Raw genomic sequence first — 25,159 nt, forward strand, 5'->3', positions numbered from 1 at the left:
CGCGGCCGGCGGGCGCCGGCCGAAGGGGAGCCGCGTCGGCTGAGCCCTTCAGGATACAGCCGGGACGGCGCCCGAGGAAGGGGACGTCTCGCCCGTTCCTGTTCACGGAGCGGTGCCGGCTCCGGTAATCTCGGGGATCATGGGGGACCATTACTTCAGCGCGAATCCCTCCACCCCCGAACAGCTCCGCCGCATCGCCGTGACCCTGGCCGATCGCGATGTCGAGGTGACCACCGCGGGCGGAGTGTTCAGCCCCGATCATGTCGACACCGGCACCCGGGTGCTGCTGGCGAATGCGCCCGAGCCCCCGGCGGGCGGCGACTTCCTCGATCTCGGCGCCGGATGGGGGCCGATCTCGCTGAGCCTCGCCATGCTGTCGCCGCGCGCCCGGATCTGGGCGGTCGACGTCAACGAGCGCGCTCTCGATCTCGTCCGACGCAATGCCGATGATCTCGGCCTCGACAATGTCAACGCCGTGCGGCCGGAGGATGTTCCCGCGGATGTCTCCTTCCGCACCATCTGGTCGAACCCGCCCATCCGGGTGGGCAAGGCCGTCCTGCACGAGCTGATGGAGACCTGGCTGCCGCGGCTGGCGGAGCGCAGCGACGCGTACCTCGTCGTGCAGCGGAACCTCGGCTCCGACTCCCTGCATCGCTGGCTGGAGGCGACGCTCGAGGACGATTTCAGCGTGCACCGGCACGCCACGTCGAAGGGCTTCCGCGTGCTCCGGGTGCGGCACCAGGGACCGGGCGCCGCTCAGGCGTGATCGCGGAGCGCGAACTCGCAGGCGGGTTCCGTCAGCTCCGCTCGGGAGGCAGCGCCGCACGCGCCGCGGTGACGACGGCGTCGCGGATGGCCGTGAGCAGCGGCGAGCGCAGGTTCCACTGCTGCCAGTAGAGCGGCACGCGCAGGCGCGGCTCCCCGAGCTTCAGGAGGAGCCCGGCTTCGAGACCCGGCTTTGACTGCAGCGGAGGCAGCATGCCCCAGCCGAGCCCGAGCCGCACGGCGGCCGCGTAGTCCTCCGAGGCCGGCACGTAGTGGCGCGGCACCGTCGTCGGGTCGACCCCCTGCGCGCGCAGCCACGAGGACTGCACGTCGTCGGCGCGGTCGAAGTCGATGAGCGGCGCGCGGGCGAGCGCCTGCGGCGTCACGCCGTCGGGCAGCCAGCGCGCGGAGTATCCGGGCGTCGCAACCGCGTCGTAGATGGTGTCGCCGAGCGCGGTGACCGTGCATCCCGCGATCGGCTCGCGCTGCGAGGTCACCGCCGCCATCACCGTTCCCGCCTCGAGGAGCGCGACCGTGCGGTCCTCGTCCTCCCGGCGCAGCTCGAAGGTCACGTCATGCGTGCGGGTGACCGGCTCCAGGCCCGGGAGCAGCCAGGTCGCGAGCGAGTCGGCGTTCACAGCGATCGGGACCCGCGCGAGCCCCGGGCCCTCGAGGCCGAGTGCCACCGCCGCGTCGTGCGCGAGCAGCGCGTACTGCCGCGCCAGGCGGACGACCACCGCACCCGCCTCGGTCGCCCTGGCGGGGCGGGAGCGGACGATGAGCACGCGCCCCAGCTGGGCCTCGAGCGCCCGCAGCCGCTGACTCACGGCCGATGGCGTGATCTGCAGCGCGCGGGCGGCCGCGTCAAGGCTCCCCTCCTCCACGATCGCGGCGACGGTGGCGGCGAGGTCGGGAGGCACGTTCATGAAGCTGAGCTTACGGTGGTTCAGAATCCTTAGCCTCACTTTTGCATCGACTCCGCGCGCGAGTAGCGTCCGATTCGTGCTCACCGCCCTGCTCGCCGGATTCGGCCTCAGCCTGTCCCTCATCGTCGCGCCCGGCGCGCAGAACGTCTTCCTGCTGAAGATGGGCATCCGCCGCCAGCACGCGGTCGCACTCGCGCTGACGTGCTTCCTCAGCGATGTCGTGCTCGTCTCCGCGGGCGTGGGCGGCTTCGGCGTCGCCGTGCAGCACCTCCCCTGGCTCTTCCAGGCCGTGAAGTGGGCGGGCGTCGTGTTCCTCGCCGGCTACGCCCTGAGCGCCGCCTGGCGCGCGCTGCGCCCGACAGGCGAGGCGATCTCGGTCTCCGGGGGCGCGCCCGTGGGCGGCGCGGCGGAGCGCACGCCCCCGGCCGCGCGCGCCGACGACGGCGGGACGACCACCGCCACCCTCACTCGCCCCCGCACCGTGGCGGCCACGCTGACACCCGCCCTGCTGTCGTGCCTCGCGATCACCTGGCTCAACCCGCACACGTACCTCGACACGGTGCTGCTGCTGGGCTCGATCTCGACGAGCTACGGCGCGGACCGCTGGATGTTCGGTATCGGCGCCATCCTCGGCAGCGGCGTCTGGTTCGCGTTCCTCACTGCCATGGCGCGCGTCGCCGCGCGCTGGCTGCGCTCGCCGCGCTCGTGGCGCGTGCTCGACGGCGTCATCGCGGTCGTCATGGCCGCTCTCGCCACCACGCTCGCGATCGCGGGCTGACCCGCGGCTGCCGCGCCGACCGTCGCGGGATCAGGCGAGGGCCACCACGCCGGAGAAAACGAGGACGGCCGGCCCGGAGAGGGCGACGTGCTCGCCCTCCTCGGTGGGGAACATCCGCACGCCGAGCGTGCCGCCTGGGACATCCACGCGCCAGAAGTCGGGGGCGGCGGCGCCCGCCCAGTCCCGCACGGCGAGGGCGGCCGCCGCGGTGCCCGTGCCGCACGAGAGGGTCTCCCCGACGCCGCGTTCGAACACCCGCATCCGGATGCGGCCGATGCCGTCCTTCACGCCCTGCGGCACGACGAACTCGACGTTCGCACCGTGCGGCGGCTCGGGCTCGATCATCGGCTGCACGGTGAGGTCGAGGCCCGCAAGCTCCTCCTCCGAGGCGAGCGCCACCACGACGTGCGGGTTGCCGAGGTCGACCCCCATCCCGGGCCGCGCCACCGGCAGGCCCTTCGCCCGCACCAGGGGGTCGCCCGGCTCTGCCCGCCACCGCCCGAGGTCGACCTGGAAGCCGGTCTCGCTGCGGGTGATGTCCTTGACGCCCGCGCGAGTGCCGATCGGCAGCGTCGATCCGGCGGGCAGCTCGGCGAGATCCGAATCCAGCAGATACCGCGCGAAGACCCGAGTGCCGTTCCCGCACATCTCGGCGATCGAGCCGTCGGCGTTCCGATAGTCCATGAACCACTCGGCGGCCGGCTCCTCCGCCAGCGCAGCCGCGCCCTCGGGAAGCGCGCGCGAGCGCACGACGCGCAGGAGGCCATCCGCGCCGATGCCGAAGCGCCGGTCGCACAGCGCGGCGATCTGGTCGGCGCTGAGGTCGAGCTCGCCGTCGGGATCGGCGACGATGACGAAGTCGTTGCCCGTGCCGTGGCCCTTGGTGAACTGGATCTCCGCCATCCCCTCAGTCTAGAGTCGCCGGCTCCCCGGCGACGGCGGCGGCCAGCGCCCCGTCGTCGACCTCGCCGGCCTCGAGCCAGCGCACGTCGGCATAGCGCTTGAACCACGAGACCTGGCGGCGCGCGTAGCGGCGGGTGAGCGCCTGGGTCTGGGCGATGGCGTCCGCCTCCGTCATCTCCCCCGCCAGCTGGGCGAGCGCCTGCGCGTACCCGATCGCGCGCGGGGCGGTGACACCGCGCTCCAGGCCGCGCTCGCGCAGGCCCTGCACCTCGTCGAGCATCCCCTGCGTCCACATCCGCTCGACCCGCCGGTCGAGACGCTCGACGAGCGCCGGCCGCTCGAGGCGCAGGCCGAGCAGCGTGGCCGGGCGCCAGCGCGCGGGGGCCTCCGGAAGCGCCGCGCCGTGGGTGGCCTCCCCCTGCGCCAGCACCTCCAGCGCGCGCACGATGCGCCGGCCGTTGTGCGGGTCGACGCGCTCGGCGGTCGCGGGGTCCTCCCGCTGCAGCCGGGCATGGAGCGCACCCGCACCGAGCCGGGCCAGCTCGTCCTCCAGCTGCGCGCGCAGCGCCTCGTCGCGCGGGGGGAACCGGAACGCGAACAGCACGCTGGAGACGTAGAGACCCGACCCGCCGACGAGGATGGCGTCGCGTCCGGCGGCGAGGATCGCGTCGATCGCCGCGCGCGCCTCCGTCTGATAGCGCGCGACGGACGCCTCCTCGGTCACGTCGAGCACGTCGAGGAGGTGATGCGCGACGCCGCGGCGCTCGTGCAGCGGAAGCTTCGCCGTGCCGATGTCCATGCCGCGATACAGCTGCATGGCGTCGGCGTTCACGACCTCGGCGTCACCGCCGGCGGCGCGGATGGCCTCGGCCAGGTCGAGCGAGAGATCGCTCTTCCCGGTGCCGGTCGCGCCGACGACCGCCCAGAGCCGCGGCGCGCGGCTCACACGCCGACGCGGATGGTGGGCAGCCCCAGGCGGACCGCCCCCGGTGCGGCGGCGGGAGCGGCGGGCACCGCGCAGGACGCCGCCTGCGCACGGTCCCAGGCGTCGCCGGCGCGCGTGCGGCGGATGCGCAGCGGTGCGCCGTCGGGGCTGTCGGCGAGGAGGTGGAACGGCGCCGCATGGGTGACGACGGCGGTCACGAAGTCGCCCGGACGCGGACGCTCCGAGCCGGCGGGCAGCTCGACGTGGACGAGCCGGTTGTCCTCCGCGCGACCGGTGAGCCGGTGCGTGGCGGCGTCCTTCTTGCCCTCGCCGGTCGACACGAGCACCTCGACCGAGCGGCCCAGCTGCTTCTGGTTCTCCTCGAGGGAGATGCGCTCCTGCAGGGCCAGCAGACGGTCGTACCGCTCCTGCACGACCTCCTTCGGCACCTGGTTCGGCATGGTCGCGGCGGGAGTGCCCGCGCGCACGGAGTACTGGAACGTGAACGCGTTGGCGAAGCGCGCCTGCTCGACCACGCGCAGCGTGTCCTCGAAGTCGGCGTCGGTCTCGCCGGGGAAGCCCACGATGATGTCGGTCGAGATCGCCGCGTGCGGGATGCGCTCGCGGACGCGGTCGAGGATGCCGAGGAACTTCGCGCTGCGGTACGAGCGCCGCATCGCCTTGAGGATGCTGTCGCTGCCGGACTGCAGCGGCATGTGCAGCTGCGGCATCACGGCCGGGGTCTCGGCCATGGCGGCGATGACGTCGTCGGTGAAGGCGGCGGGGTGCGGGCTGGTGAAGCGGATCCGCTCGAGTCCCTCGATCTCGCCGGCTGCGCGCAGCAGCTTGCCGAACGCCTGGCGATCGCCGAACTCCACGCCGTAGGTGTTGACGTTCTGGCCGAGGAGGGTGACCTCGATCGCGCCGTCGTCGACGAGGAGGCGGATCTCGCTGAGGACGTCGCCGGGGCGGCGGTCCTTCTCCTTGCCGCGCAGGCTCGGCACGATGCAGAAGGTGCAGGTGTTGTTGCAGCCGACGGAGATGGACACCCAGCCGGAGTACGTGGAGTCGCGCTTGGTCGGCAGCGTGGAGGGGAACACCTCGAGCGCCTCGAGGATCTCGACCTCCGCCTCGCCGTTGTGCCGCGAGCGCTCCAGGAGCGCCGGAAGAGCGCCCATGTTGTGCGTGCCGAAGACGACGTCGACCCAGGGCGCACGGTCGAGCACCGCCTCCCGGTCCATCTGCGCGAGGCATCCGCCCACCGCGATCTGCATGCCGGCGCGGGCGTCCTTGCGGGACTTCAGGTGCCCGAGGGTGCCGTAGAGCTTGCCGGATGCGTTCTCGCGCACCGCGCAGGTGTTGATGACGACGAGGTCGGCCTCCGCGCCCGGCTCGACCTTCACGTAGCCCGCGCTCTCGAGTGAGCCCGACAGCCGCTCGGAGTCGTGCACGTTCATCTGGCACCCGAAGGTGCGCACCTCGTACGAGCGCGCGCGGCCCTCGGCGTCGAGGGCGGCGGGCGAGGGATCGATGAGCGTCGGGGCGCTGGATGGCGTAGTCATGACCTGCACATTCTACGTTCCGCCCTTCCCGCCGACACCGAGGGATCGCTCAGCGGAAGCGCACGCCGCGTCCCCCGCCGCGGGCCTCTTCGAGGGCACGACGGGCGGCCGACATGGCGAGCGAGCCGCCGAAGCCGCGGCGCCCCAGCTGGCCCACGAGACGGCGGAGCGCGGTGTCCTCGTCGTACCGCACCAGACTCTGCGCCTTGCCGCGGGCGAACTCGAGGGCGCGCTCCTCGTCGTCGTCGGGAAGCTCCGCGAGGGCCGCGTCCACGACCTCGCGGCCGATCCCGCGCGCGGACAGCGCCTGCGCGATCGCGCGCCGGCCCTGGTTCTTGCGCGTCGTGCCGACGTGCACGAGCTGCTCGGCGAGGGCCGCGTCGTCGAGCGCACCGAGCCGCTCCAGGCGGTCGACGATCGCGTCGATGTCCGCGGCGTCCACACCGTCCTGTCGCAGACGGCTGCGCGCCTCACTCACCGACAGCGAGCGCGAGCGCAGCGCCCGCAGCAGACGCGCCTCGGCGGCCTCCGCCGCTTCGGTCGCGGACGCGCTGTCGGCGTCCGCCGGGTCCGGCTCGATCTCCAGGAATCGCACGCCATCGCGGACGGTGGTGCTCACCGCCGGCACCGCCTGCGGGCGCCCGGGACGGAGGTCGCGCCAGGTGGTGTGCCACCCTTCTGCGTCGGCCGTGCCCGACTCGACGGGCCGCGCAGGTGCGGCGTCCGCCGAGCCGTCGGCCGAGCCATCGTCGGGGCGCGCGGACCGCGCGCCGAACAGGGGGATCACGGGGGCGAGGTCCGCCTCGCCCCCGTCGGTCGGCTCCGTCATGCTGAGCCGCGCCTCACGCCGTGCGTCGAGCAGGCTCCGCGGGAGCCGGCGCTTCCTCGACCTGCGGACGCTGCCCGATGCCGAGCTTGTCCTTGATCTTGTTCTCGATCTCGAGGGCGACGTCGGCGTTCTTGATGAGGAAGTTGCGGGCGTTCTCCTTGCCCTGCCCCAGCTGATCGCCGTCGTACGTGTACCAGGATCCCGACTTCTTCACGATGCCGTGGTCGACGCCGAAGTCGATGAGACTGCCCTCGCGGGAGATGCCGACACCGTAGAGGATGTCGAACTCGGCCTGCTTGAAGGGCGGCGCCATCTTGTTCTTGACGACCTTCACGCGCGTGCGGTTGCCCACCGCGTCGGTGCCGTCCTTCAGGGTCTCGATGCGGCGGATGTCCATGCGCACCGAGGCGTAGAACTTCAGCGCCTTACCGCCCGCGGTGGTCTCCGGCGAACCGAAGAAGACGCCGATCTTCTCGCGGAGCTGGTTGATGAAGATCGCGGTGGTCTTGGTCTGGTTCAGACCGCCTGTGAGCTTGCGGAGGGCCTGCGACATGAGGCGCGCCTGCAGGCCGACGTGAGAGTCGCCCATCTCGCCCTCGATCTCCGCGCGCGGCACGAGCGCGGCGACGGAGTCGATCACGACGAGGTCGATCGCGCCCGAGCGGATGAGCATGTCGGCGATCTCCAGCGCCTGCTCGCCCGTGTCGGGCTGCGAGACGAGGAGCTGGTCGATGTCGACGCCGAGCTTCTGCGCGTACTCGGGGTCGAGAGCGTGCTCGGCGTCGATGAACGCGGCGATGCCGCCGGCGCGCTGCGCGTTGGCGATCGCGTGCAGGGTCAGCGTCGTCTTACCCGACGACTCCGGCCCGTAGATCTCGATGATGCGGCCACGAGGGATTCCGCCGATGCCGAGAGCGACGTCCAGGGCGATGGACCCCGTGGGGATGACCTCGACGGGAGCGCGCTCGTCGCTGCCCAGTCGCATGACCGAGCCCTTGCCGAACTGCTTGTCGATCTGTGCGAGAGCCGATTCGAGAGCCTTCTCGCGGTCTGCTGGTGCGGGCATTTCCTGTTCCTTATCCACTCGTGTGCCGCCGCCTGTAGGCTGTCGCGCCCCGACCGGATGGCCGGGTGCTGCGACAAGGCGTGTGGCGCTGGTGCCGATCACCACGCTACGGAGGGCCACCGACATTGCCGTCGGGGCACCGTTTCTGTGGAGGGCGGACGCCTCGCAACCACGTTGTGCACGAGGCTACGCCGGTATCGAACGCACTTTCGACGACACGCCGCGATCGGACACGACGATCCTCGAACATCGCGCGCTCAGCGCCGCGGCTCCTGACGCCCCGCTCCGTACCGCCGCGAAGGGGGCACGTCGGTGTCCGCGCACAGCGCGAGCCAGATCTCCTGCGGCGGCACTCCCGCGTCGAGGGCCTCCTGCGCGGTGCGGCCGATCCCGGTCAGCACCAGATCGCTCACCAGCGACGACGCGCGGCCGCCGAACTCCTCGTCGACCGCGCGCAGGAACTCGCTTCTGCGCATCCCGGTCAGCGGTAGGACAGCTCGGGGCCGACCTCGGCGATGAGGTCGTCGGGCACGACGTCGGGGAACGACGGCACGTCGAGGCCCTCGAGCACCGCGATGCGGTCGCCGACGGTGCGGTAGATCGTGGAGATGGGGACGTCGAGCGCCTCGGCCACCGACGCGAGGATCTCGCTCGATGCCTCCTTCTGCCCGCGCTCGACCTCGCTGAGGTATCCGAGCGCGACGCTGGCCTTGCTGGCCACCTGTCGGAGGGTCTGGCCCTTCTGCTGGCGGAAGCCGCGCAGCACGTCGCCGATCTCCTGACGAACCAGGATCATGACTATCCCCTCCTCACTGGCGTATCACCGGGTGCATAAGAGTACAACGCGGGTGGATCCACTTTAATCCCGCTTGACAGGACGAAGGCGAGCGCTCCGGCCGAGAATCCGCCGAGCGAAGGCCCTCAGATCTCTGCGACCGCGAGATCCAGTGCGGCGAGCACCGACTGCGCGCGGATCTCCGCGCGGTCGCCGTCGAAGAGGTGCGAGGAGACGACGAGCCGGTCGGGCGTGGCGACGGCCACGTGCACGGTGCCCACCGGCTGGCCGTCGGGCGAGACCGGGCCGGCGATGCCCGTGGTGGCGAGCCCCACCAGGGTCTCCTCGTCGGCGAGCGACAGCACGCGCCGCACGCCGAGCGCCATCTGGCGCGCGACGTCGGGGTGCACGGCGCCCTCGGCCGCCAGCAGGTCCTCGTCGACGCCGAGCACGGTCTGCTTGATCGTGGTGTCGTAAGCGACGACCCCGCCCCGCATCCGCTGCGACGACCCCGGCACGTCGATGATCGCCGACGCCAGCAGCCCGCCGGTGAGCGACTCCGCCGTTCCGATGCTCCAGTTGCGCGCGCTCAGGCGCCGCAGCAGCTCGTTCGCGACAGCGAGGGTCTCGCGTTCGATGTCACTCATGGGCCTCGCCCTTCGCACCCCGCGCCTGCGCGACGACGTAATCGATTCCGCTGGCGACCGTGAGGACCACGACCACCCACATCAGGATCTGCGTGACGAGCGAGAAGGCGCCCTCCCCGATGACCAGCCAGATCGGCAGCAGGGCCCAGCCCAGCGCCACGCCCTGGAAGGCGGTCTTCACCTTGCCCATCCAGGCCGCGGCGACGACGTGCTGTCGCGCGACGACGAACCGATGGATCGTGATCCCCCACTCCCTCACCAGGATGATCACGACCATCCACCACGGCATCTCGTCGAGGATCGCGAGGCCGACGAACGCGGCGCCGGTGAGGAGCTTGTCGGCGATGGGGTCCCAGAGCTTGCCGAAGTCGCTCACGAGGTCGTAGCGCCGGGCGAGATACCCGTCGACCCAGTCGGTCGAGATCGCCACGATGAAGAGCACGGCCGCGATCCACCGCAGCGCGAGGTCGTGCTCGCCCAGCCGGCCGCCCAGGAGCAGCACGATGAAGAACACCACCGCGAGCGGGATGCGCACGACGGTGAGGATGTTCGGCAGCTGCCGTGGGATGGCCATGGCCTCAGTCTCTCAGTACCGCGGCTCGTCGCGCCCCGTGAGACCCCACGCGTCTTCCGACTCGCTCTCGTCGACGGTCTCGTGGCCGGCGAACTGCGCCTCGATCGGATCCTCCGCGTAGCGGTCGTCGTCGGCCGGCACCGCCACGGCAGCCGGCTTCTCCTCCGCCGCGCCGCCCGCCTGATCGGCCGGCGGCTCCTCGCCGCGCAGCTTCGCCAGCACGCCCGCGAGCTGCTCGGGCTTGACGAGCACGTCGCGCGCCTTCGAGCCCTCGGACGGGCCGACGATCTCGCGCGACTCCAGCAGGTCCATCAGGCGCCCCGCCTTCGCGAACCCCACGCGGAGCTTGCGCTGCAGCATCGAGGTGGAGCCGAACTGGCTGGACACGATGAGCTCGGCGGCGGCCAGGAGGAGCTCGAGGTCGTCGCCGATGTCCTCGTCGACCTCCTTCTTCTTCGGCTCCAGCGCCTCCGCCACGTCGGAGCGGTACTCCGGACGCGCCTGCCCGGTGACGTGCGCGACGACCTTCTCGATCTCGTCCTCGGTGACCCACGCGCCCTGCACGCGCAGCGCCTTGGACGACCCCATCGGCGAGAACAGGGCGTCACCCTGGCCGATGAGCTTGTCGGCGCCGGGCTGGTCGAGGATGACGCGGCTGTCGGTGACGCTGGTGACGGCGAAGGCGAGACGGGATGGCACGTTCGCCTTGATGAGGCCCGTCACGACGTCGACGGACGGGCGCTGCGTGGCCAGCACCAGGTGGATGCCCGAGGCGCGCGCGAGCTGGGTGATGCGCACGATCGAGTCCTCGACGTCGCGCGGGGCCACCATCATCAGGTCCGCGAGCTCATCGACGACCACGAGGAGGTACGGGTACGGCTTCAGCACCCGCTCGCTGCCGGTCGGCACGTCGACGTCGCCGGCGACCACGGCGCGGTTGAAGTCGTCGATGTGGCGGAACCCGAACGACGCGAGGTCGTCGTACCGCATGTCCATCTCCTTCACCACCCACTGCAGGGCCTCGGCGGCCTTCTTCGCATTGGTGATGATGGGCGTGATGAGGTGAGGGACGCCCGCGTAGTTCGTCAGCTCGACGCGCTTGGGGTCGATGAGCACCATCCGCACCTCGCTCGGCTTCGCGCGCATGAGGAGGCTGGTGATCATCGAGTTGACGAAGCTGGACTTTCCGGAGCCCGTCGAGCCGGCCACGAGGAGGTGCGGCATCTTCGCGAGGTTCGCCAGGACGAAACCGCCGCCGACGTCCTTGCCGACGCCGATGGTGAGCGGGTGCGTGGACTTCTGCGCGGCCGGCGAGCGGAGCACGTCGCCGAGCGCGACGGTCTCGCGGTCGGCGTTCGGGATCTCCACGCCGATGGCGCTCTTGCCGGGGATCGGGGCGAGGATCCGCACGTCGTTCGACGCCACCGCATAGGAGATGTTGTTCGACAGCTGGGTGATCTTCTCGACCTTGACCCCGGGCCCGAGCTCGATCTCGTACTGCGTCACGGTCGGACCGCGCGAGAAGCCGGTGACGCTCGCGTCGACCTTGAACTGCTCGAACACGCTGGTGATCTGCGCGACGACGCGGTCGTTCGCCTCGGAGTGCGCGACGGCGGGCGGACCGGCGGCGAGCGCCGCGGGGGACGGCAGCACGTACGGCTGGGAGGGCGGCTGCGGACCGCGTGCGCCGGGGCCGTCCGTGCCGAACCCGGTGAAGCCGGGGAGGTCGTCGTCGTCGAGGTCGTCGCCGTCGCCCACGAGCGCGGTGCGGGCCTCGGCGTCGTCGCGGAGGCCGGCGACGACGGACTCGGAGATCGCCTCGGTCACGGCGTCGTCGGGCGACACCGTGCTCCCCGACGACCCCCTGCTCTCCGACGACGTGCTCTCGGACGAGCCGGTGCTCCGGAACGACACCCTGCCCTTCGGCGCGACCGCGCTCTCCGACGTGACGATGGCCTGGTCGTACCCGCGGTCGCTCTGGTCGGTGAGCAGCTCGGTGAGGTCCTGCGGCTCGGAGACGACCTCGGGGTCCTCCTCCCGGCCGGACTTGTTCCGACGCCACCACGGCACGCTCGACTCCGCGTCGTCCTCGTCCTGCTCGAGCACCTTCGTCGGAGCCGTCGCGCCCTTCGCGGGCTTCTCCGGCTTCTCCTCGCGCGGCGTGCGCTCGGCGTCGAACAGCCACAGATACAGATCACCCAGGCGCGCGAAGATGCGGTTCGGCGGCGTCTTGGTGATGATTAGGAGGCTCAGCACGGCCAGGAGCGACAGCACGATGTACGCGCCCACATCGGTGATGAGGTAGGCCATGGCCTCGGCGACCAGCCAGCCGAAGAGGCCACCCGCCTCGCTGAGCACGACCACCCCGTCGACCGGCTTCGGGCGGCCGCCGGCGACGTGGAGGAAGCCCGCGATCGTGACGGTGAGCATGCCGAAGCCGATGCCGACCCGGCCGTTGTCGTTGACCGACGAGGGATGGCGGAAGAGCCATCCTGCCAGGAGCAGGAGCAGCACGGGGAACACGAATGCGGTGCGCCCGATGAGGGCGCCGAAGGTGTAGCTGCTGATGTTGGCGGCCACGGGGTTCCCGATCAGGAACCACTCCACGACCGCGCCGATGGCGGCGAGGAGCACGAGCAGCAGCGGAAAGCCATCGCGCCGCTGATCCTTCTCCAGCACCTCGGGGCCGAACGCGCGGAAGAGCCCGCCGACCGCGCGGGCGAGACCGTTCCAGCCGCGCACGACGGGCGACGGCCGGTCGCTCTCGTCGATGTAGCGCTGCGGCGCGGGCTCCGCCTTCTTGCGCGGGCGCGCGGCCGCCTTGGAGGCTCCCCGGTCGGCAGGGGCTCCGGAGGTCTTGGACGCGGCGGACGTACGTGGCATTGCTCCACGGTACGTCGCCCGTCCGACATCCGCCCGGAGCGACGCGGATCGGGGCGGAATCCCGCCCCGATCCGCGCGGCGATCAGGCTTCGATGACGAGCGGCACGATCATCGGGCGCCGGCGCAGCGACTGGTTCACCCAGCGGCCGATGGTGCGGCGGATGATCTGCGACAGCGCGTGGTTGTCGCGCACGCCCTTCTGCGCGGCCTCCTCGAGCGCCGCGACGATCTTCGGCTTCACCTTGTCGAAGACGCGGTCCTCCTCGGCGATGCCGCGGGCGTGGATCTCCGGGCCGGTGACGATCTTGCCGGTCTGGGCGTCGACGACGACGATGACGGAGACGAAGCCCTCCTCGCCGAGCGTGCGCCGGTCCTTGAGGTCGGCGTCCGTGATGGCGCCGACGCTGGAGCCGTCGACGTAGACGAACCCGAGGTCGAGCTGGCCGGTCACCCGGGCCACGCCGTTCTTCAGGTCGACGACGGTGCCGTTGGAGCCGAGGATCGTGCGCTCGGGCGCGATGCCGGTGTCCTGCGCGAGCTTGGCGCTCGCCATGAGGTGCCGGTACTCGCCGTGGACGGGGAGCACGTTCTTCGGCTTGAGGATGTTGTAGCAGTACAGCAGCTCGCCCGCGGCGGCGTGTCCCGAGACATGCACCTTGGCGTTGGCCTTGTGCACGACGTTCGCGCCGAGCTTGGTGAGGCCGTCGATGACGCGGTAGACCGCGTTCTCGTTGCCGGGGATGAGGCTCGAGGCGAGGATGACGGTGTCGCCCTCGCCGGGCTCGATCTCGTGGTCGAGGTTGGCCATCCGGCTGAGCACGGCCATCGGCTCGCCCTGCGACCCCGTCGACATGTAGACGATCCGGTGGTCGGGGATGTCCCGCGCCTTCTTGTAGTCGACGAGCACGCCGTCGGGCACGTTGAGATACCCCAGGTCGGCGGCGATCGTCATGTTGCGCAGCATGCTGCGGCCGAGGAGCGCGACGCGGCGGCCGTTCGCGGCGGCGGCGTCGAGCACCTGCTGCACGCGATGCACGTGGCTGGAGAAGCTCGCGACGATGACGCGGCCCTTGGTCTTCGAGATGACCTGGTCGAGCACGGGGCCGATCTGGCGCTCGGCGGGGGTGAACCCGGGCACGTCGGCGTTGGTCGAGTCGGGCAGGAAGAGGTCGACGCCCTCCTCCCCCAGCCGCGCGAAGGCGCGGAGGTCGGTGATGCGGCCGTCGAGCGGCAGCTGGTCCATCTTGAAGTCGCCCGTGTGCAGGACGAGCCCCGCCTCGGTCCGGATGGCGACGGCCAGGGCGTCGGGGATCGAGTGGTTCACCGCGATGAACTCCAGCTCGAACGGGCCCATCTCCCATCGCTCGCCCTCCTTGACGACGTGCGCCGCGGGCGTGATCCGGTGCTCCTTGAGCTTCGCCGAGACGAGCGCCAGCGTCAGCGCCGAGCCGATGATGGGGATGTCGGGGCGCTTCTTGAGGAGGTACGGCACGGCGCCGATGTGGTCCTCGTGCCCGTGCGTGAGCACGATGCCCACGACGTCGTCGAGACGACCGCGCAGCGGCTCCATGTCGGGGAGGATCAGGTCCACGCCCGGCTGGTGCTCCTCCGGGAAGAGGACGCCGCAGTCGACGATGAGGATCTCGCCGTCGATCTCGTAGGTGGTCATGTTGCGACCCACCTCGCCGAGACCGCCGAGCGGGGTGACCCGCAGCGTTCCGGGGGTGAGATCTGCGGGAGGAGCAACCGGTGTGGACATCGTCCGCCTTCCGGGATGCCCATCGGCATCCGGTTCGTCGTTTTCGGTGTGGTCGCGACGACCGGTGCCGCCGCGGAAGATCAGCGGGTGGTGCCGGGCACCTTGGGGAGCGCGCCGCCGGCGGCCGCGTTGCGGTCGGGGCGGAAGTTGGAGAAGTTCACGCCGTCGACGTCCTTCACGAGGGCGAGCTCCTCCTCGATCACCGCGGCCTCCCACTCCTCCGGCCCGACCAGGGGCAGGCGGACGCGAGGGCTGGAGATGCGGCCGAGGCCGTGGAGGACGTACTTCGCCGCGACGGTGCCGGGGACGTGCGTCATCACCGCGCGCACGAGCGGCTCGAGCCGCTTGTGCTGTTCGGTGGCCGTGGCGAGGTCGCCGCGGTTCACGGCGTCGATGATCGTGCGGTACGGGCCGGACGCGATGTTCGCGGTGACGCCGATCAGGCCGGTCGCCCCGATGGCGAGCTCGGGCAGGACGTTGGCGTCGTCGCCCGAGAAGTACATGAGGTCGGTCTGGTTGAGCACGCGGCTCACCTCGCTGAGGTCGCCTTTGGCGTCCTTCACGGCGAGGATGTTCGGGTGCTTGGCGAGGCGGAGGATCGTCTCGTACTTCAGCGGGATGCCGGTGCGGCCCGGGATGTCGTACATGATGACCGGCAGGTCGGTCGAGTCGGCGATGAGGCGGAAGTGCGTGAGGACGCCCGCCTGTGTCGGCTTGTTGTAGTACGGGGTGACGATCATGATGCCGTCGGCGCCCGCCTTCTCGCTCTTCTGGTAGAGGTCGATGGCGTGGGCGGTCTCGTTCGAGCCGCCGCCGGTGATGATCTTCGCGCGGCCGGCGGCGACGTCCTTGCCGACCTCGACGAGTCGCAGCTTCTCGGCGTCGGTGAGGGTCGAGGTCTCCCCCGTCGTGCCAGTGACGACGATGCCGTCCGCGCCCTGCTGGATGCACGCGTCGATGAGCTTCTCGACGCCGGGCCAGTCCACTTCGCCGTCCGCCGTCATCGGCGTGACGAGCGCGACGAGCACCTGTCCGAAGGGGTTTCCCGTGTGCGTCATGTCCTCTAGGCTATCGCCTCGCCGCTCGCGGTGCCGAAGGCGCTCTCGTCCGACCGCCGGTACACGAGGAAGCGGTAGCGGGTGCCGGTGCGGCTGACGAGCCACGAGCCATCCTCCGGATCCGACCGGGCGACCTCCCAGCGGGCGTCGATCTCGGGAGCGCGGGCGTCGCCATCCGCGTCGGTGTCGATCTCGGTGACCCACAGCTCGTCGACGACGTCCATCGACTGCGCGTAGATCTGCGCGCCGCCGACGATCCACACCTCCTCGTCGATCTCGGCCGCCGCGCGCAGCCCCTCCTCGAGCGAGTGCACGACCCGCGCGCCCTCGGCGGAGAAGCCCTCGTCGCGCGTGATGACGATGTTGGGGCGGTCGGGCAGGGGGCGGAACTGCTCGGGGAACGACAGCCAGGTCTTCCGGCCCATGACCACGGGCATCCCGACGGTGGCGCGCTTGAAGAACGCCATGTCCTCGGGGACGTGCCAGAGCATCCCGCCGTCCGCGCCGATCGCGCCGGTGCGGGACTGGGCCCAGATCGAGCGGATGGGCATGGCTCAGACCGCGACGGCCGCGCGGATGGCGGGGTGGTGGCGGTAGTCCTCGACGACGAAGTCCTCGTACGCGTAGTCGAAGAGCGACGCGGGGGTGCGCGCGAAGCGCAGCCGCGGGTAGGGGTACGGCTCGCGGGACAGCTGCTCGGCCACCTGTTCGCGGTGGTTGTCGTAGATGTGGCAGTCGCCGCCGGTCCAGACGAAGTCGCCCGGCTCGAGGCCGGTCTGCTGCGCGACCATGAGCGTCAGCAGCGCGTAGGAGGCGATGTTGAAGGGGACGCCGAGGAAGAGGTCTGCGCTGCGCTGGTACAGCTGGCAGCTGAGCCGGCCGTCCGCCACGTAGAACTGGAAGAGCGCGTGGCAGGGCGGCAGCGCCATGCTGTCGACCTCGGCGGGGTTCCACGCCGTGACGATGTGACGGCGGCTGTCGGGGTTGCTCCTGATCTGCGCGACGACCTTCGCGATCTGGTCGATGCTCTCCCCCGTCGGGCTCGGCCACGAGCGCCACTGCACCCCGTAGACCGGGCCGAGCTCGCCGTCCTCGTCCGCCCACTCGTCCCAGATGGAGACACCGTGCTCCTGCAGCCACCGCACGTTCGACTCGCCTCGGAGGAACCACAGCAGCTCGTACGCGATCGACTTGAAGTGCACGCGCTTGGTCGTGATGAGCGGGAAGCCCTCGCTCAGGTCGTACCGCAGCTGGCGCCCGAACACGCTCGTGGTGCCCGTCCCGGTGCGGTCGTCCTTGTGCGTGCCGTGCTCGAGGACGTCGCGGAGGAGATCCTCGTACGGGGTGGGGATGGCGGGAGCCGGGACGGCGGGGGACGTCGAATCTGCCATTACCTAAGGCTACGGCTAAGCGATGCCAGCGTCGCGCGCAAGCCGTTCCCCCCGCGAGGGCCCGTCGATAGGCTGGCCGCGACCATCCGCCCCCGACCAGGAGGATCGACATGACCGTCACCAGCGAAGCCAGCACCGCGTGGGAGGGCTCCCTCTTCGAGGGCTCCGGCACCGTCTCGTTCTCGACCGGCATCGGCACCTTCCCCGTCAACTGGAAGGCGCGCAGCGAGGGCTCGGACAGCACCACCACGCCCGAGGAGCTCATCGCGGCCGCGCACTCGTCGTGCTTCAGCATGGCGCTGTCGAACGCGCTCGCCGAGAACGGCACCCCGCCCGAGCGCGTCGACACCACGGCCTCGGTGACGTTCAAGCCGGGCACCGGGATCACCGGCAGCCACCTCAACGTCAACGCCGTCGTCCCCGGGCTCGACGCGGACCGCTTCCAGGAGATCGCCGAGGAGGCCAAGGCGGGCTGCCCCGTCTCGCAGGCGCTCGCCGGCATCGAGATCTCGCTCGAGGCGACCCTGGCCTGATGCCCGCCTCCTCGCTCTCCCGCGTCGTCGTCGCCGGGTCCTCCGGGCTCCTCGGCAGCGCCCTCGTCGACGATCTGCGCGCATCGGGCGTGGAGGTGACCCGTCTCGTCCGCCGTGCCCCGAGCGCGGCGGACGAGGCCCGCTGGCTCGACGTCCCGAGCCTCGACCCCGCGGTGCTCGCCGGCGCGGACGCTGTGGTGAACCTGTGCGGCGCGAGCGTCGGGCGCTTCCCGTGGACGCCCGCGTACCGGCGGCAGCTGCAGGGGTCGCGCCTCAGCCCCACGCGCGTGCTGGCCCGCGCGATCGCGCAGCTGCCCGAGCAGCCGCTCTTCGTCTCCGCCAGCGCGGCCGGGTTCTACGGCTCGGTGCAGGGGCGCGCGCGCACGGAGAGCGACCCCGCCGGAACCGGCTTCCTCGCCGGGCTCTGCGCGGAATGGGAGGAGACCGCTCGTGCGGCCGGGCCGCGCGTCGCACTGCTGCGGACGGCGCCCGTGGTCCACCCGGATGCCGTGCTGCGTCCGCTCATCCCGCTGACGAAGGCGGGCGTCTCCGGTCCGGTCGGCTCCGGGCGCCAGACCTGGGCGTGGATCTCCTATGCCGACGCGGTCCGGGCCATCCGCCACGTCCTCGAGCAGCGGATGACGGGTCCGGTGAACCTCGCCGCCCCCGTCGCCACGACCTACAACGACTTCGGTCGCGCGCTCGCCGCACGCCTGCACCGGCCGTTCGCCGTGCCCGCGCCGGCCTTCGCGGTGCGCACGGTGCTGGGCCGCGACTTCGCCGACGACATGCTGCTCATCGACGCCGACGTCGTGCCGGCCGCCCTCGAGGCGAGCGGCTTCGCCTTCACCCAGCCGGAGCTCGACGTCGCGATCGCGGCCGTCGTCCCGGGCTGAGGCCCGGGAGACCGAGCCTCAGGAGGTCGCCTGGCTCCGCTCCAGGCGGATGGCCTCGCGCGCGGCCGAGCGCGCGCGCTTGGTGTCGCCCGCGGCGGAGTACGCGAGGCTCAGCCGGTACCAGGCGCGCCAGTCGGTCTCGTCCTTCTCCACCTGCGCGCGGTACGTCGGGAACAGAGCGTCGCCATCCGCTCGCCCGATGCGACCGCTCGGAGAGGTGGTGACGACCTCGGTGGGCAGCCCGCCCTCGCGCTCGAGGCGGCGGGCGAGACGCTCGGCGCGCCATCCGAAGACCAGCTCGCGACCCAGCGCCCAGATCGCGATGAGCGGCAGGACGATCATCGCGCCCCCCATGACGGCGAGGATCGGCTGCCCCGTTCCGATGCCGATGCCGAGCGCGCCGATCGCGCGCTGCGCGACGAGGACGATGTACAGCAGGAGGAGCAGCGCCATCACGGCGACGCCCGCGCGGGCCTTCATGCGCTGGTGACCTCGGCCGCCTGGCCCGCGGCGGGGTCGGCGACGGGCGCCTCGGGGCGGCCGGCGCGCGGCGTGCCGATGCCGATGTCGATGAAGTTCTCGAGCCCCACGACCACGCCCTTCGCGGCGACGGCGCCGGCCAGTGCGATGCGGATGCCGGGCGCGTACGCGGCGGCGGGGTCGACGGTGTCGTGGACGAGGGTGAGCGACTCCCCCGGGCCGGAGAGGATGGCCTCCTGGCGGGCGATCACGCCGGGGCGCCGGAGCGAGTGAACGGGCACGCTGGCGACCTGCTGCCCGCGGGCGCGCTGGTCGGCGAACGGCGCGGCGACGGGCGTCGCACGGGCGGCGGCGATGAGCTCGGCCGTCCGCACCGCGGTGCCCGACGGCGAGTCGATCTTGGTGTCGCGATGCGCCTCCACGATCTCCGCGGAGGGGAAGAACGGCGCGGCGGCGGCGGCGAGCGCGGTGCCGAGCACGGAGCCGAGCGAGAAGTTGGGGACGAAGACGGCGCCCGTCCCGGCCGCCTCGACGAGCGGACGCACGAGCGCGATCCGCTCGGCCGACCATCCGCTCGTGCCGACCAGCACCGGGATGCCGAGCTCGACGGCGGCGCGCACGACCTCCATGCTCACCGCGGGCGTCGAGGCGTCGACGACGAGGTCGGCGCCATCCATCTCGTTGAGGTCGCTGCCGGAGCCGAGGACGGCCGCGACCGTGAACCCGTCGAGCTCCTCGACGACCCCGCGGATGATGCCGCCGAGCTTCCCGTTCCCGCCGACGAGGGCCACGCGTGTCGTCATGCGTCCATCCTAGGCGGGGCTCGGGGACGGGGGCTGGGGGCGTGGGCGTGCGGGATTTCGGGGCGGTGGGGCGGGTGAGGCCCGGCGTGACCGACACGCGCACACCAGCCCCGGCCATCCGCGATCTGGTACCGGGAGGAGGCCGCGGGACCCCCGACGCCGCGTGCACAGGCGGTCGGCGCGCCGACGGCGGCTGTGGCGGCTGTGGATGGTCCCTCCCGGGCATGCTCGACCATCGAGGCTGGGTGCATGGACCCGACGCAGATCGCCGCGCGCGCGGATGCCGCCGGCGGCGTCATCCGCACCGCCGCGCTGCGGTCGGCGGGCGCGACGGCGCGGGACATCCGACGCGCGTGCGAGTCCGGCGCGGTGACGAGGCTCCGCGGAGGCGTCTACACGACGCCGCATGCCGCCGCGGGTGTCCTCACGGCTGCAGCCCATGGCGGTGCGCTGTGCTGCGCATCGGAACTCGCCCGGCTCGGCGTGTGGGTGCTCGACTCCTCCCGTCTGCACGTGGCGATGGGCGGCGGCGGCCACGAGTACACCCACCCCGAGTGCACCTGCCTGCCTCATTGGGACGATCCGCCTCCGGGGTACGGGCGCGTCGACGTCGAGCGGGCGCTCGTGCAGCTCGCGCGCTGCCAGGGTCCGGAGTCGTTCTTCGCGGCGTTCGAATCGGCATGGCGGCTCGGCCTGCTGTCCCGGCGTGCGCGCATGAGCATCCGAGCCCGCCTGGATGCCCGGCATCGGTGGCTGGTCGACCTGGCGCGGGCGGATGCCGACAGCGGTCTGGAATCCATCCTGCGGCTGCGACTGCTGCGACTCGGGATCCCCCTGCGGTGTCAGGTGGTCATCCGCGGCGTGGGGCGGGTGGACTTCGTCCTCGGCGAGCGAATCATCCTCGAGGTCGACGGCCGCGACAACCACGACGATGCGACCCACCGGCACAAGGACCTGGTGCGCGATGCGAACGCGGCGGCGCTCGGCTATGTCACCCTGCGCTTCGACTATGCGCTCGTGATGCACGACTGGCCGCGCGTGGCGGCCGCGATCCTGCGCGCCCGCGCCGTCGCGCGCTGACGGCGCTCGATGCGCACCGCGTGACGCGGTCGCGCCCTCGACCTGCGCCGGACGGGTGCCGGATCGCGGGGCTCTGGTGCACGCGGGTCGCGTGTGGCGACTGCGGCCCGCATACCGTGCCGGATTTCGGGGCGGCGGTGCGGGTGACGCCCGGCGGGGTCGACACGCGCACATCAGCCCCGGCCATCCGAAATCCGAGACCGAGTCCGAGTCCGAGTCCGGCCCCGGGCTCAGACGAGCGGGGTCTCCGGGAGACCCGTACGCAGCTCGAACGGCAAATGCGCGAGGTCGTTGTGGGCGATGAGGTTCCAGGGGCGGCCCTGTCGCTGCGAGATGATCGTCAACCCGCAGTGCGCCTGGTTGAGGGTCATCCACCGCCAGTCGGGCGCGCCCAACACCTCGCGCACGAACCAGGCGATGACGAAGTTGTGCGTGATGAGCAGGTCGTGCACGTCGCCGTTCTTGCGCACGAGGAACTCGTTCATGGCATCGGCCATCTGCGCCTTGCCGGCCTCGATCTGCTCCTCGGTGACGCCGCCGAAGAACGGCTCGAACACGCTCGGGGTCTCATCGGTCATGCCCGTGGGCACGCAGTCGAAGAGCAGGGCGTGCGCCTGCGGCTGCACGGCGGGCATCCGCTCGGCGATGATGCGGGCGGTCTCGGCCGCCCGCGCGAGCGGCGAGTGCCACACGTTGTCGAACGGGACGCCGGAGAGGCGGTCAGCCAGGAGCGCCGCCTGGCGCTCACCGCGCGGTGACAGCGGCCCGTCTTCGAGTCCGTGCTCCGCATCCTGGTGCTCGCCATGGCGAACGAGGTAGATGTAGTGCGTCACTCCAGCTCCCCTCTCGCCTGGTCGACACGTCGCACGCGGCACCGCGGCAACTCCCCCAGCCTATGACACCTGTCGATGAGCGCGCGGAGGCTCACGCCATACGCGGAAACACCGGCGCGTCGACCGCCCGGGCGAGTTCCGCACGGTGCCAGCGACCGAGCCGCACGCCCACCCCGCTCACGAGCTCGTCGACATGCGCGGGGGTCACCGCGTTCACGATCGGCGCGACGACCCCGCGCTGCGCGAGCAGCCACGCCACGGCGACCGCGGCGGGTGGCAGATCGAGCTCGGCGGCGACGGCGTCGAGCGCCTTGAGCGCGCGTGTGCCGCGGCGGTTCATGAGCTTCGTCAGCTGCTCGGCCCGCGCGGACTGGCCGGCGCCGAGCTTCGAGCGGTGCAGCCCCGACAGGAAGCCGTGCTCGAGCGCGTGCGACGGGGTGACGGCGAGCCCCTGCGCCCCGGCGACGAGGCGCAGGTCGCCCTCGTACTCGGTGCGGCGGATGAGGTTGTACGGCACGTCCAGCGCCTCGATGCGCGGGTAGCCGGCGGAGGACAGGATGCGGGCCTCGACGAGCTGGTCCGCCGTGAGGCCGAACGCGCCGATCGCGCACGCCTTCCCCGTCTCGACGAGCCATTCGGCGGTCGCCAGGGCGTCCTCGAGGCTCTCCAGCGGGTAGGTGGCGGCGTCGAGGTACAGGATGTCGATGCGATCCGTGCCGAGGCGCTCGAGCGACGCCTCGACCGCGCGCACGAGGTTGACCGACCCGAGACCGGGGTTGTCCGGATGGCCGCCCACGCGGCACGCGATGACGACGTCGTCCCGCACACGGCGCGAGGCCATCCACTGCCCGAGGATGAACTCGCTGCGTCCCGCGCCGAAGCGGTCCGATGAGTGCAGCGCGTTGCCGCCCAGCTCGGCGTACCGGTCGAGCACGGCGAAGCCGGCCGCGCGGTCGAGGTTCCAGCCGAACTCGGCTCCCCCCAGCATGAGCGGGAACAGCGCCACCCGCGATGCGCCGACGACGGCGCGCGGGCCGCCGGCGATCGCCGCCCCGAGGTCGGGGACGGCGGCCGACGGATGGCCCGGGATGCGGATGGGCTCGGTCGGCACGTCCTGGAAGGCGGGCGTGCGGGTCGGCGGGCGGTCGGGCCGCTCCTGCGGCGACGCTGCATCCATGTCGCTCCTCGGGAGGGTGCGGCGTGACCGCGGGCACCCCCGTGCTCCCATTGAAGCGGACGGGCACGGCTCGACACGCGACCGCCGGTAACTGTTTCATCACGGCGCGCCCGGACGCGGAACGGCCCGGCCGCACGATGTGCGACCGGGCCGTCCGGGAGATGCGATCAGGCCTCGGCGGGAGCCTCGGCTGCCGGCGCCTCGGCGGACTCCGCCGACTCGTCGACGATCTCCAGCGAGAGCTTGCCGCGGTCGTCGATCTTGGAGATGCGGACGAGGATCTTCTGACCCACGCTCACGACCTCCTCGATGTTCTCCACGCGCTTGCCGCCGTTGAGCTTGCGCAGCTCGGTGACGTGCAGCAGGCCGTCCTTGCCCGGGAGCAGCGAGACGAACACGCCGAACTTGGCGATGTTCACGGCGGTGCCGAGGAACTGGTCGCCGATCTCCGGGTTGGTCGGGTTCGCGATCGCGTTGACGGCCGCGCGGGCAGCCTCGGCGGAGGGGCCGTCGGTCGCGCCGATGTAGACGGTGCCGTCGTCCTCGATCGAGATCTGCGCGCCGGTGTCGTCCTGGATCGAGTTGATCGTCTTGCCCTTGGGGCCGATCAGCTCGCCGATCTTGTCGACCGGGATCTGCACGCTGATGACGCGGGGCGCGGTGGGCGCCATCTCGTCCGGCGTGTCGATCGCGGCGTTCAGCACCTCGAGGATGCGCAGGCGCGCGTCCTTCGCCTGCGTGAGCGCGCCGGCGAGCACCTCGGAGGGGATGCCGTCGAGCTTCGTGTCCAGCTGGATGGCCGTGACGAAGTCGCGCGTGCCGGCCACCTTGAAGTCCATGTCGCCGAGAGCGTCCTCGGCGCCGAGGATGTCGGTCAGCGCGGCGTAGCGCGTCTGGCCGTCGACCTCGTCGGACACGAGGCCCATCGCGATGCCGGCGACGGGTGCGCGCAGCGGCACACCCGCGTTCAGCAGCGACAGGGTCGAGGCGCAGACGGAGCCCATCGACGTGGAGCCGTTGGACCCGAGGGCCTCCGACACCTGGCGGATGGCGTAGGGGAACTCCTCGCGCGTGGGCAGCACGGGAGCGAGCGCGCGCTCGGCCAGGAAGCCGTGGCCGATCTCGCGACGCTTCGGGCTGCCGACCCGGCCGGTCTCACCGGTCGAGTAGGGCGGGAAGTTGTAGTGGTGCATGTAGCGCTTGCTCGTCGTGGGCGACAGCGAGTCGATCTGCTGCTCCATCTTGAGCATGTTCAGCGTGGTGACGCCCATGATCTGGGTCTCGCCGCGCTGGAAGATCGCGGAGCCGTGCACGCGCGGGATGACCTGCACCTCGGCGTCGAGCGGGCGGATGTCCGCGAGACCGCGGCCGTCCATGCGCACGCCCTCGGTGAGGATGCGGCCGCGCACGATCTTCTTCGTGACCGACTTGTAGGCGGCGCCGAACTCGAGCGGAGCGGCGGCGGGGAGCTCGCCCGCCTCCACCTTCTCGACCAGGGCGGCCTTGACGCGGGCCTTGACCTCGTCGTCGGCGCTCTGACGCTCCTGCTTGTCGGCGATGAGGTAGACCTTCTCGAGGTCGGCGTACGCCTCACCCGCGACGAAGTCGTAGGTCTCCTGGCTGTAGGCCGGGAAGACGGGGAACTCCAGCGGAGCCTTCGACGACTTGGCGGCCATCTCGGCCTGCGCCGCGACGAGCTGCTTGATGAAGGGCTTCGAGGCCTCCAGACCCTGCGCGACGATCTCCTCGCTGGGCTTGGTGGCGCCGGCCTTGATGAGGTTCCAGCTGGCCTCGGTGGCCTCGGCCTCGACCATCATGATCGCGACGTCCTCGGAGCCGTCGGCTCCCTGGACCACGCGACCGGCGACAACGAGGTCGAACACGGCCGACTCGAGCAGCTCGGCGTTGGGGAACGCGACCCACTGGTCGTCGTTGCCGGCCTGGCCGGGGATGAGCGCGAGGCGCACGCCGGCGATCGGGCCGGAGAACGGCAGACCCGAGATCTGCGTCGACGCCGAGGCGGCGTTGATCGCGAGAGCGTCGTAGAACTCACCGGGAGCGATGGAGAGCACCGTCACGACGATCTGGATCTCGTTGCGGAGGCCGTCGACGAACGACGGGCGCAGCGGACGGTCGATGAGGCGGCACACGAGGATGGCCTCGGTGGAGGGGCGTCCCTCGCGGCGGAAGAACGAGCCGGGGATCTTGCCCGCGGCATACGAGCGCTCCTCGACGTCGACCGTCAGCGGGAAGAAGTCGAAGCCCTCGCGGGGGTTCTTCGACGCGCTCGTCGCGGAGAGGAGCATCGTCTCCTCGTCGAGGTACGCGGCGACCGCGCCCTGAGCCTGCTGCGCGAGGCGCCCGGTCTCGAAGCGGATCGTGCGGGTGCCGAAGCGGCCGTTGTCGAGAACGGCCTCGGCGGCGGTGATTTCAGGACCTTCCAAGAGGTCTCTCCTTCTTTGTTTAACCTCGCCGGTCCGTGTGACCGACGAGTCATGCGAAGGAGCAGGAACAGG

General features: G+C 71.6%; 25 protein-coding genes. 5 read left to right on the forward strand and 20 right to left on the reverse strand.

Annotated elements, in window-relative coordinates; genetic code table 11:
• The first annotated feature begins 139 nt into the window (after nucleotides 1-139).
• A complete protein-coding gene (locus D7D94_RS06215) occupies nucleotides 140-766 on the forward strand; it encodes a class I SAM-dependent methyltransferase (protein ID WP_156241791.1) in 627 nt (208 codons plus the stop codon).
• Between the two features lie 31 nt (nucleotides 767-797).
• Here the strand turns inward: D7D94_RS06215 and D7D94_RS06220 are convergent, their stop codons facing one another.
• Complete coding sequence (locus D7D94_RS06220) at nucleotides 798-1,691, reverse strand: LysR family transcriptional regulator ArgP (RefSeq protein WP_156241792.1); 894 nt, start codon at nucleotides 1,689-1,691, stop codon at nucleotides 798-800.
• Nucleotides 1,692-1,767: 76 nt separating this feature from the next.
• Here D7D94_RS06220 and D7D94_RS06225 point away from each other — a divergent pair, with 76 nt between their 5' ends.
• Entirely contained in the window at nucleotides 1,768-2,469 is a 702-nt protein-coding gene (locus tag D7D94_RS06225; protein ID WP_246171891.1) for a LysE/ArgO family amino acid transporter, read from the forward strand.
• A 30-nt stretch (nucleotides 2,470-2,499) separates the two neighbouring features.
• On the opposite strand, the gene dapF is transcribed toward D7D94_RS06225, so the two are convergent.
• From dapF to D7D94_RS06295, 14 genes are all read right to left on the reverse strand, one after another.
• Nucleotides 2,500-3,372, reverse strand: a complete 873-nt coding sequence (dapF, locus tag D7D94_RS06230; protein WP_156241794.1) for a diaminopimelate epimerase — start codon at nucleotides 3,370-3,372, stop codon at nucleotides 2,500-2,502.
• Between the two features lie 4 nt (nucleotides 3,373-3,376).
• Nucleotides 3,377-4,318: a tRNA (adenosine(37)-N6)-dimethylallyltransferase MiaA gene (gene miaA / locus D7D94_RS06235; RefSeq protein WP_156241795.1), complete on the reverse strand. Its 942-nt coding sequence runs from the start codon at nucleotides 4,316-4,318 to the stop codon at nucleotides 3,377-3,379.
• On the reverse strand, nucleotides 4,315-5,859 hold the full coding sequence (gene miaB, locus D7D94_RS06240; RefSeq protein ID WP_156241796.1) for a tRNA (N6-isopentenyl adenosine(37)-C2)-methylthiotransferase MiaB: 1,545 nt from the start codon (nucleotides 5,857-5,859) through the stop codon (nucleotides 4,315-4,317). The genes miaA and miaB overlap by 4 nt, the downstream gene beginning before the upstream one ends.
• A 49-nt stretch (nucleotides 5,860-5,908) precedes the next feature.
• Nucleotides 5,909-6,688, reverse strand: a complete 780-nt coding sequence (locus D7D94_RS06245) for a regulatory protein RecX (protein WP_156241797.1) — start codon at nucleotides 6,686-6,688, stop codon at nucleotides 5,909-5,911.
• A gap of 13 nt (nucleotides 6,689-6,701) precedes the next feature.
• Nucleotides 6,702-7,754 (reverse strand): recombinase RecA, encoded by a 1,053-nt coding sequence (gene recA / locus D7D94_RS06250; RefSeq protein WP_156241798.1) that lies wholly within the window; start codon nucleotides 7,752-7,754, stop codon nucleotides 6,702-6,704.
• 257 nt (nucleotides 7,755-8,011) lie between these two features.
• Complete coding sequence (locus D7D94_RS06255; protein ID WP_156241799.1) at nucleotides 8,012-8,230, reverse strand: DUF3046 domain-containing protein; 219 nt, start codon at nucleotides 8,228-8,230, stop codon at nucleotides 8,012-8,014.
• Nucleotides 8,231-8,235: 5 nt separating this feature from the next.
• On the reverse strand, nucleotides 8,236-8,550 hold the full coding sequence (locus D7D94_RS06260) for a helix-turn-helix domain-containing protein (protein WP_156241800.1): 315 nt from the start codon (nucleotides 8,548-8,550) through the stop codon (nucleotides 8,236-8,238).
• 125 nt (nucleotides 8,551-8,675) lie between these two features.
• Nucleotides 8,676-9,176, reverse strand: a complete 501-nt coding sequence (locus D7D94_RS06265; RefSeq protein WP_156241801.1) for a CinA family protein — start codon at nucleotides 9,174-9,176, stop codon at nucleotides 8,676-8,678.
• A complete protein-coding gene (gene pgsA / locus D7D94_RS06270; RefSeq protein ID WP_156241802.1) occupies nucleotides 9,169-9,750 on the reverse strand; it encodes a CDP-diacylglycerol--glycerol-3-phosphate 3-phosphatidyltransferase in 582 nt (193 codons plus the stop codon). The genes D7D94_RS06265 and pgsA overlap by 8 nt, the downstream gene beginning before the upstream one ends.
• 12 nt (nucleotides 9,751-9,762) lie before the next feature.
• Nucleotides 9,763-12,633 (reverse strand): DNA translocase FtsK, encoded by a 2,871-nt coding sequence (locus D7D94_RS06275; protein WP_156241803.1) that lies wholly within the window; start codon nucleotides 12,631-12,633, stop codon nucleotides 9,763-9,765.
• An 82-nt stretch (nucleotides 12,634-12,715) separates the two neighbouring features.
• Complete coding sequence (locus tag D7D94_RS06280; RefSeq protein WP_156241804.1) at nucleotides 12,716-14,392, reverse strand: ribonuclease J; 1,677 nt, start codon at nucleotides 14,390-14,392, stop codon at nucleotides 12,716-12,718.
• A gap of 80 nt (nucleotides 14,393-14,472) precedes the next feature.
• Nucleotides 14,473-15,450, reverse strand: coding sequence for a 4-hydroxy-tetrahydrodipicolinate synthase (gene dapA / locus D7D94_RS06285; protein WP_156241805.1), 978 nt, complete (start codon nucleotides 15,448-15,450; stop codon nucleotides 14,473-14,475).
• A gap of 5 nt (nucleotides 15,451-15,455) precedes the next feature.
• Complete coding sequence (locus D7D94_RS06290) at nucleotides 15,456-16,001, reverse strand: dihydrofolate reductase (RefSeq protein WP_156241806.1); 546 nt, start codon at nucleotides 15,999-16,001, stop codon at nucleotides 15,456-15,458.
• A gap of 3 nt (nucleotides 16,002-16,004) precedes the next feature.
• A complete protein-coding gene (locus tag D7D94_RS06295) occupies nucleotides 16,005-16,841 on the reverse strand; it encodes a thymidylate synthase (protein WP_156241807.1) in 837 nt (278 codons plus the stop codon).
• A gap of 110 nt (nucleotides 16,842-16,951) precedes the next feature.
• Between D7D94_RS06295 and D7D94_RS06300 the strand changes: the two genes are divergently transcribed.
• Both D7D94_RS06300 and D7D94_RS06305 read left to right on the forward strand, forming a co-directional pair.
• Nucleotides 16,952-17,374: an OsmC family protein gene (locus D7D94_RS06300; protein ID WP_156241808.1), complete on the forward strand. Its 423-nt coding sequence runs from the start codon at nucleotides 16,952-16,954 to the stop codon at nucleotides 17,372-17,374.
• Entirely contained in the window at nucleotides 17,374-18,270 is an 897-nt protein-coding gene (locus D7D94_RS06305; RefSeq protein ID WP_156241809.1) for a TIGR01777 family oxidoreductase, read from the forward strand. Before D7D94_RS06300 ends, D7D94_RS06305 begins: the two co-directional genes overlap by 1 nt.
• A gap of 18 nt (nucleotides 18,271-18,288) precedes the next feature.
• Here the strand turns inward: D7D94_RS06305 and D7D94_RS06310 are convergent, their stop codons facing one another.
• Nucleotides 18,289-18,750 (reverse strand): tetratricopeptide repeat protein, encoded by a 462-nt coding sequence (locus D7D94_RS06310; RefSeq protein WP_156241810.1) that lies wholly within the window; start codon nucleotides 18,748-18,750, stop codon nucleotides 18,289-18,291.
• Nucleotides 18,747-19,553, reverse strand: a complete 807-nt coding sequence (locus D7D94_RS06315) for a 4-hydroxy-tetrahydrodipicolinate reductase (RefSeq protein WP_156241811.1) — start codon at nucleotides 19,551-19,553, stop codon at nucleotides 18,747-18,749. Before D7D94_RS06315 ends, D7D94_RS06310 begins: the two co-directional genes overlap by 4 nt.
• A 249-nt stretch (nucleotides 19,554-19,802) precedes the next feature.
• Between D7D94_RS06315 and D7D94_RS06320 the strand changes: the two genes are divergently transcribed.
• On the forward strand, nucleotides 19,803-20,633 hold the full coding sequence (locus D7D94_RS06320) for a type IV toxin-antitoxin system AbiEi family antitoxin domain-containing protein (protein ID WP_156241812.1): 831 nt from the start codon (nucleotides 19,803-19,805) through the stop codon (nucleotides 20,631-20,633).
• 230 nt (nucleotides 20,634-20,863) lie between these two features.
• On the opposite strand, the gene D7D94_RS06325 is transcribed toward D7D94_RS06320, so the two are convergent.
• The 3 genes from D7D94_RS06325 to D7D94_RS06335 form a co-directional block, all read right to left on the reverse strand.
• The gene (locus D7D94_RS06325; protein WP_156241813.1) at nucleotides 20,864-21,466 is read right to left on the reverse strand and encodes a histidine phosphatase family protein; all 603 of its coding nucleotides are present in this window, start codon (nucleotides 21,464-21,466) and stop codon (nucleotides 20,864-20,866) included.
• A gap of 91 nt (nucleotides 21,467-21,557) precedes the next feature.
• Nucleotides 21,558-22,643 (reverse strand): aldo/keto reductase, encoded by a 1,086-nt coding sequence (locus D7D94_RS06330; RefSeq protein WP_156241814.1) that lies wholly within the window; start codon nucleotides 22,641-22,643, stop codon nucleotides 21,558-21,560.
• 167 nt (nucleotides 22,644-22,810) lie between these two features.
• Nucleotides 22,811-25,087, reverse strand: a complete 2,277-nt coding sequence (locus D7D94_RS06335) for a polyribonucleotide nucleotidyltransferase (RefSeq protein ID WP_156241815.1) — start codon at nucleotides 25,085-25,087, stop codon at nucleotides 22,811-22,813.
• Nucleotides 25,088-25,159 lie beyond the last annotated feature (72 nt).

Source organism: Microbacterium oryzae (genome assembly GCF_009735645.1).
Classification (GTDB): Bacteria; Actinomycetota; Actinomycetes; order Actinomycetales; family Microbacteriaceae; genus Microbacterium; species Microbacterium oryzae.

Coding starts and splice junctions, on each gene's coding strand:
- D7D94_RS06215 (WP_156241791.1), top strand. CDS start 140: ATGGGGGACCATTACTTCAGCGCGAATCCCTCCACCCCCGAACAGCTC.
- D7D94_RS06280 (WP_156241804.1), bottom strand. CDS start 14,392: ATGTCCACACCGGTTGCTCCTCCCGCAGATCTCACCCCCGGAACGCTG.
- D7D94_RS06305 (WP_156241809.1), top strand. CDS start 17,374: ATGCCCGCCTCCTCGCTCTCCCGCGTCGTCGTCGCCGGGTCCTCCGGG.
- D7D94_RS06310 (WP_156241810.1), bottom strand. CDS start 18,750: ATGAAGGCCCGCGCGGGCGTCGCCGTGATGGCGCTGCTCCTCCTGCTG.
- D7D94_RS06265 (WP_156241801.1), bottom strand. CDS start 9,176: ATGAGTGACATCGAACGCGAGACCCTCGCTGTCGCGAACGAGCTGCTG.
- D7D94_RS06275 (WP_156241803.1), bottom strand. CDS start 12,633: ATGCCACGTACGTCCGCCGCGTCCAAGACCTCCGGAGCCCCTGCCGAC.
- recA (WP_156241798.1), bottom strand. CDS start 7,754: ATGCCCGCACCAGCAGACCGCGAGAAGGCTCTCGAATCGGCTCTCGCA.
- D7D94_RS06245 (WP_156241797.1), bottom strand. CDS start 6,688: ATGACGGAGCCGACCGACGGGGGCGAGGCGGACCTCGCCCCCGTGATC.
- D7D94_RS06255 (WP_156241799.1), bottom strand. CDS start 8,230: ATGCGCAGAAGCGAGTTCCTGCGCGCGGTCGACGAGGAGTTCGGCGGC.
- dapA (WP_156241805.1), bottom strand. CDS start 15,450: ATGACGCACACGGGAAACCCCTTCGGACAGGTGCTCGTCGCGCTCGTC.
- D7D94_RS06295 (WP_156241807.1), bottom strand. CDS start 16,841: ATGGCAGATTCGACGTCCCCCGCCGTCCCGGCTCCCGCCATCCCCACC.
- D7D94_RS06320 (WP_156241812.1), top strand. CDS start 19,803: ATGGACCCGACGCAGATCGCCGCGCGCGCGGATGCCGCCGGCGGCGTC.
- D7D94_RS06300 (WP_156241808.1), top strand. CDS start 16,952: ATGACCGTCACCAGCGAAGCCAGCACCGCGTGGGAGGGCTCCCTCTTC.
- miaB (WP_156241796.1), bottom strand. CDS start 5,859: ATGACTACGCCATCCAGCGCCCCGACGCTCATCGATCCCTCGCCCGCC.
- D7D94_RS06330 (WP_156241814.1), bottom strand. CDS start 22,643: ATGGATGCAGCGTCGCCGCAGGAGCGGCCCGACCGCCCGCCGACCCGC.
- D7D94_RS06290 (WP_156241806.1), bottom strand. CDS start 16,001: ATGCCCATCCGCTCGATCTGGGCCCAGTCCCGCACCGGCGCGATCGGC.
- D7D94_RS06220 (WP_156241792.1), bottom strand. CDS start 1,691: ATGAACGTGCCTCCCGACCTCGCCGCCACCGTCGCCGCGATCGTGGAG.
- dapF (WP_156241794.1), bottom strand. CDS start 3,372: ATGGCGGAGATCCAGTTCACCAAGGGCCACGGCACGGGCAACGACTTC.
- D7D94_RS06260 (WP_156241800.1), bottom strand. CDS start 8,550: ATGATCCTGGTTCGTCAGGAGATCGGCGACGTGCTGCGCGGCTTCCGC.
- D7D94_RS06315 (WP_156241811.1), bottom strand. CDS start 19,553: ATGACGACACGCGTGGCCCTCGTCGGCGGGAACGGGAAGCTCGGCGGC.
- pgsA (WP_156241802.1), bottom strand. CDS start 9,750: ATGGCCATCCCACGGCAGCTGCCGAACATCCTCACCGTCGTGCGCATC.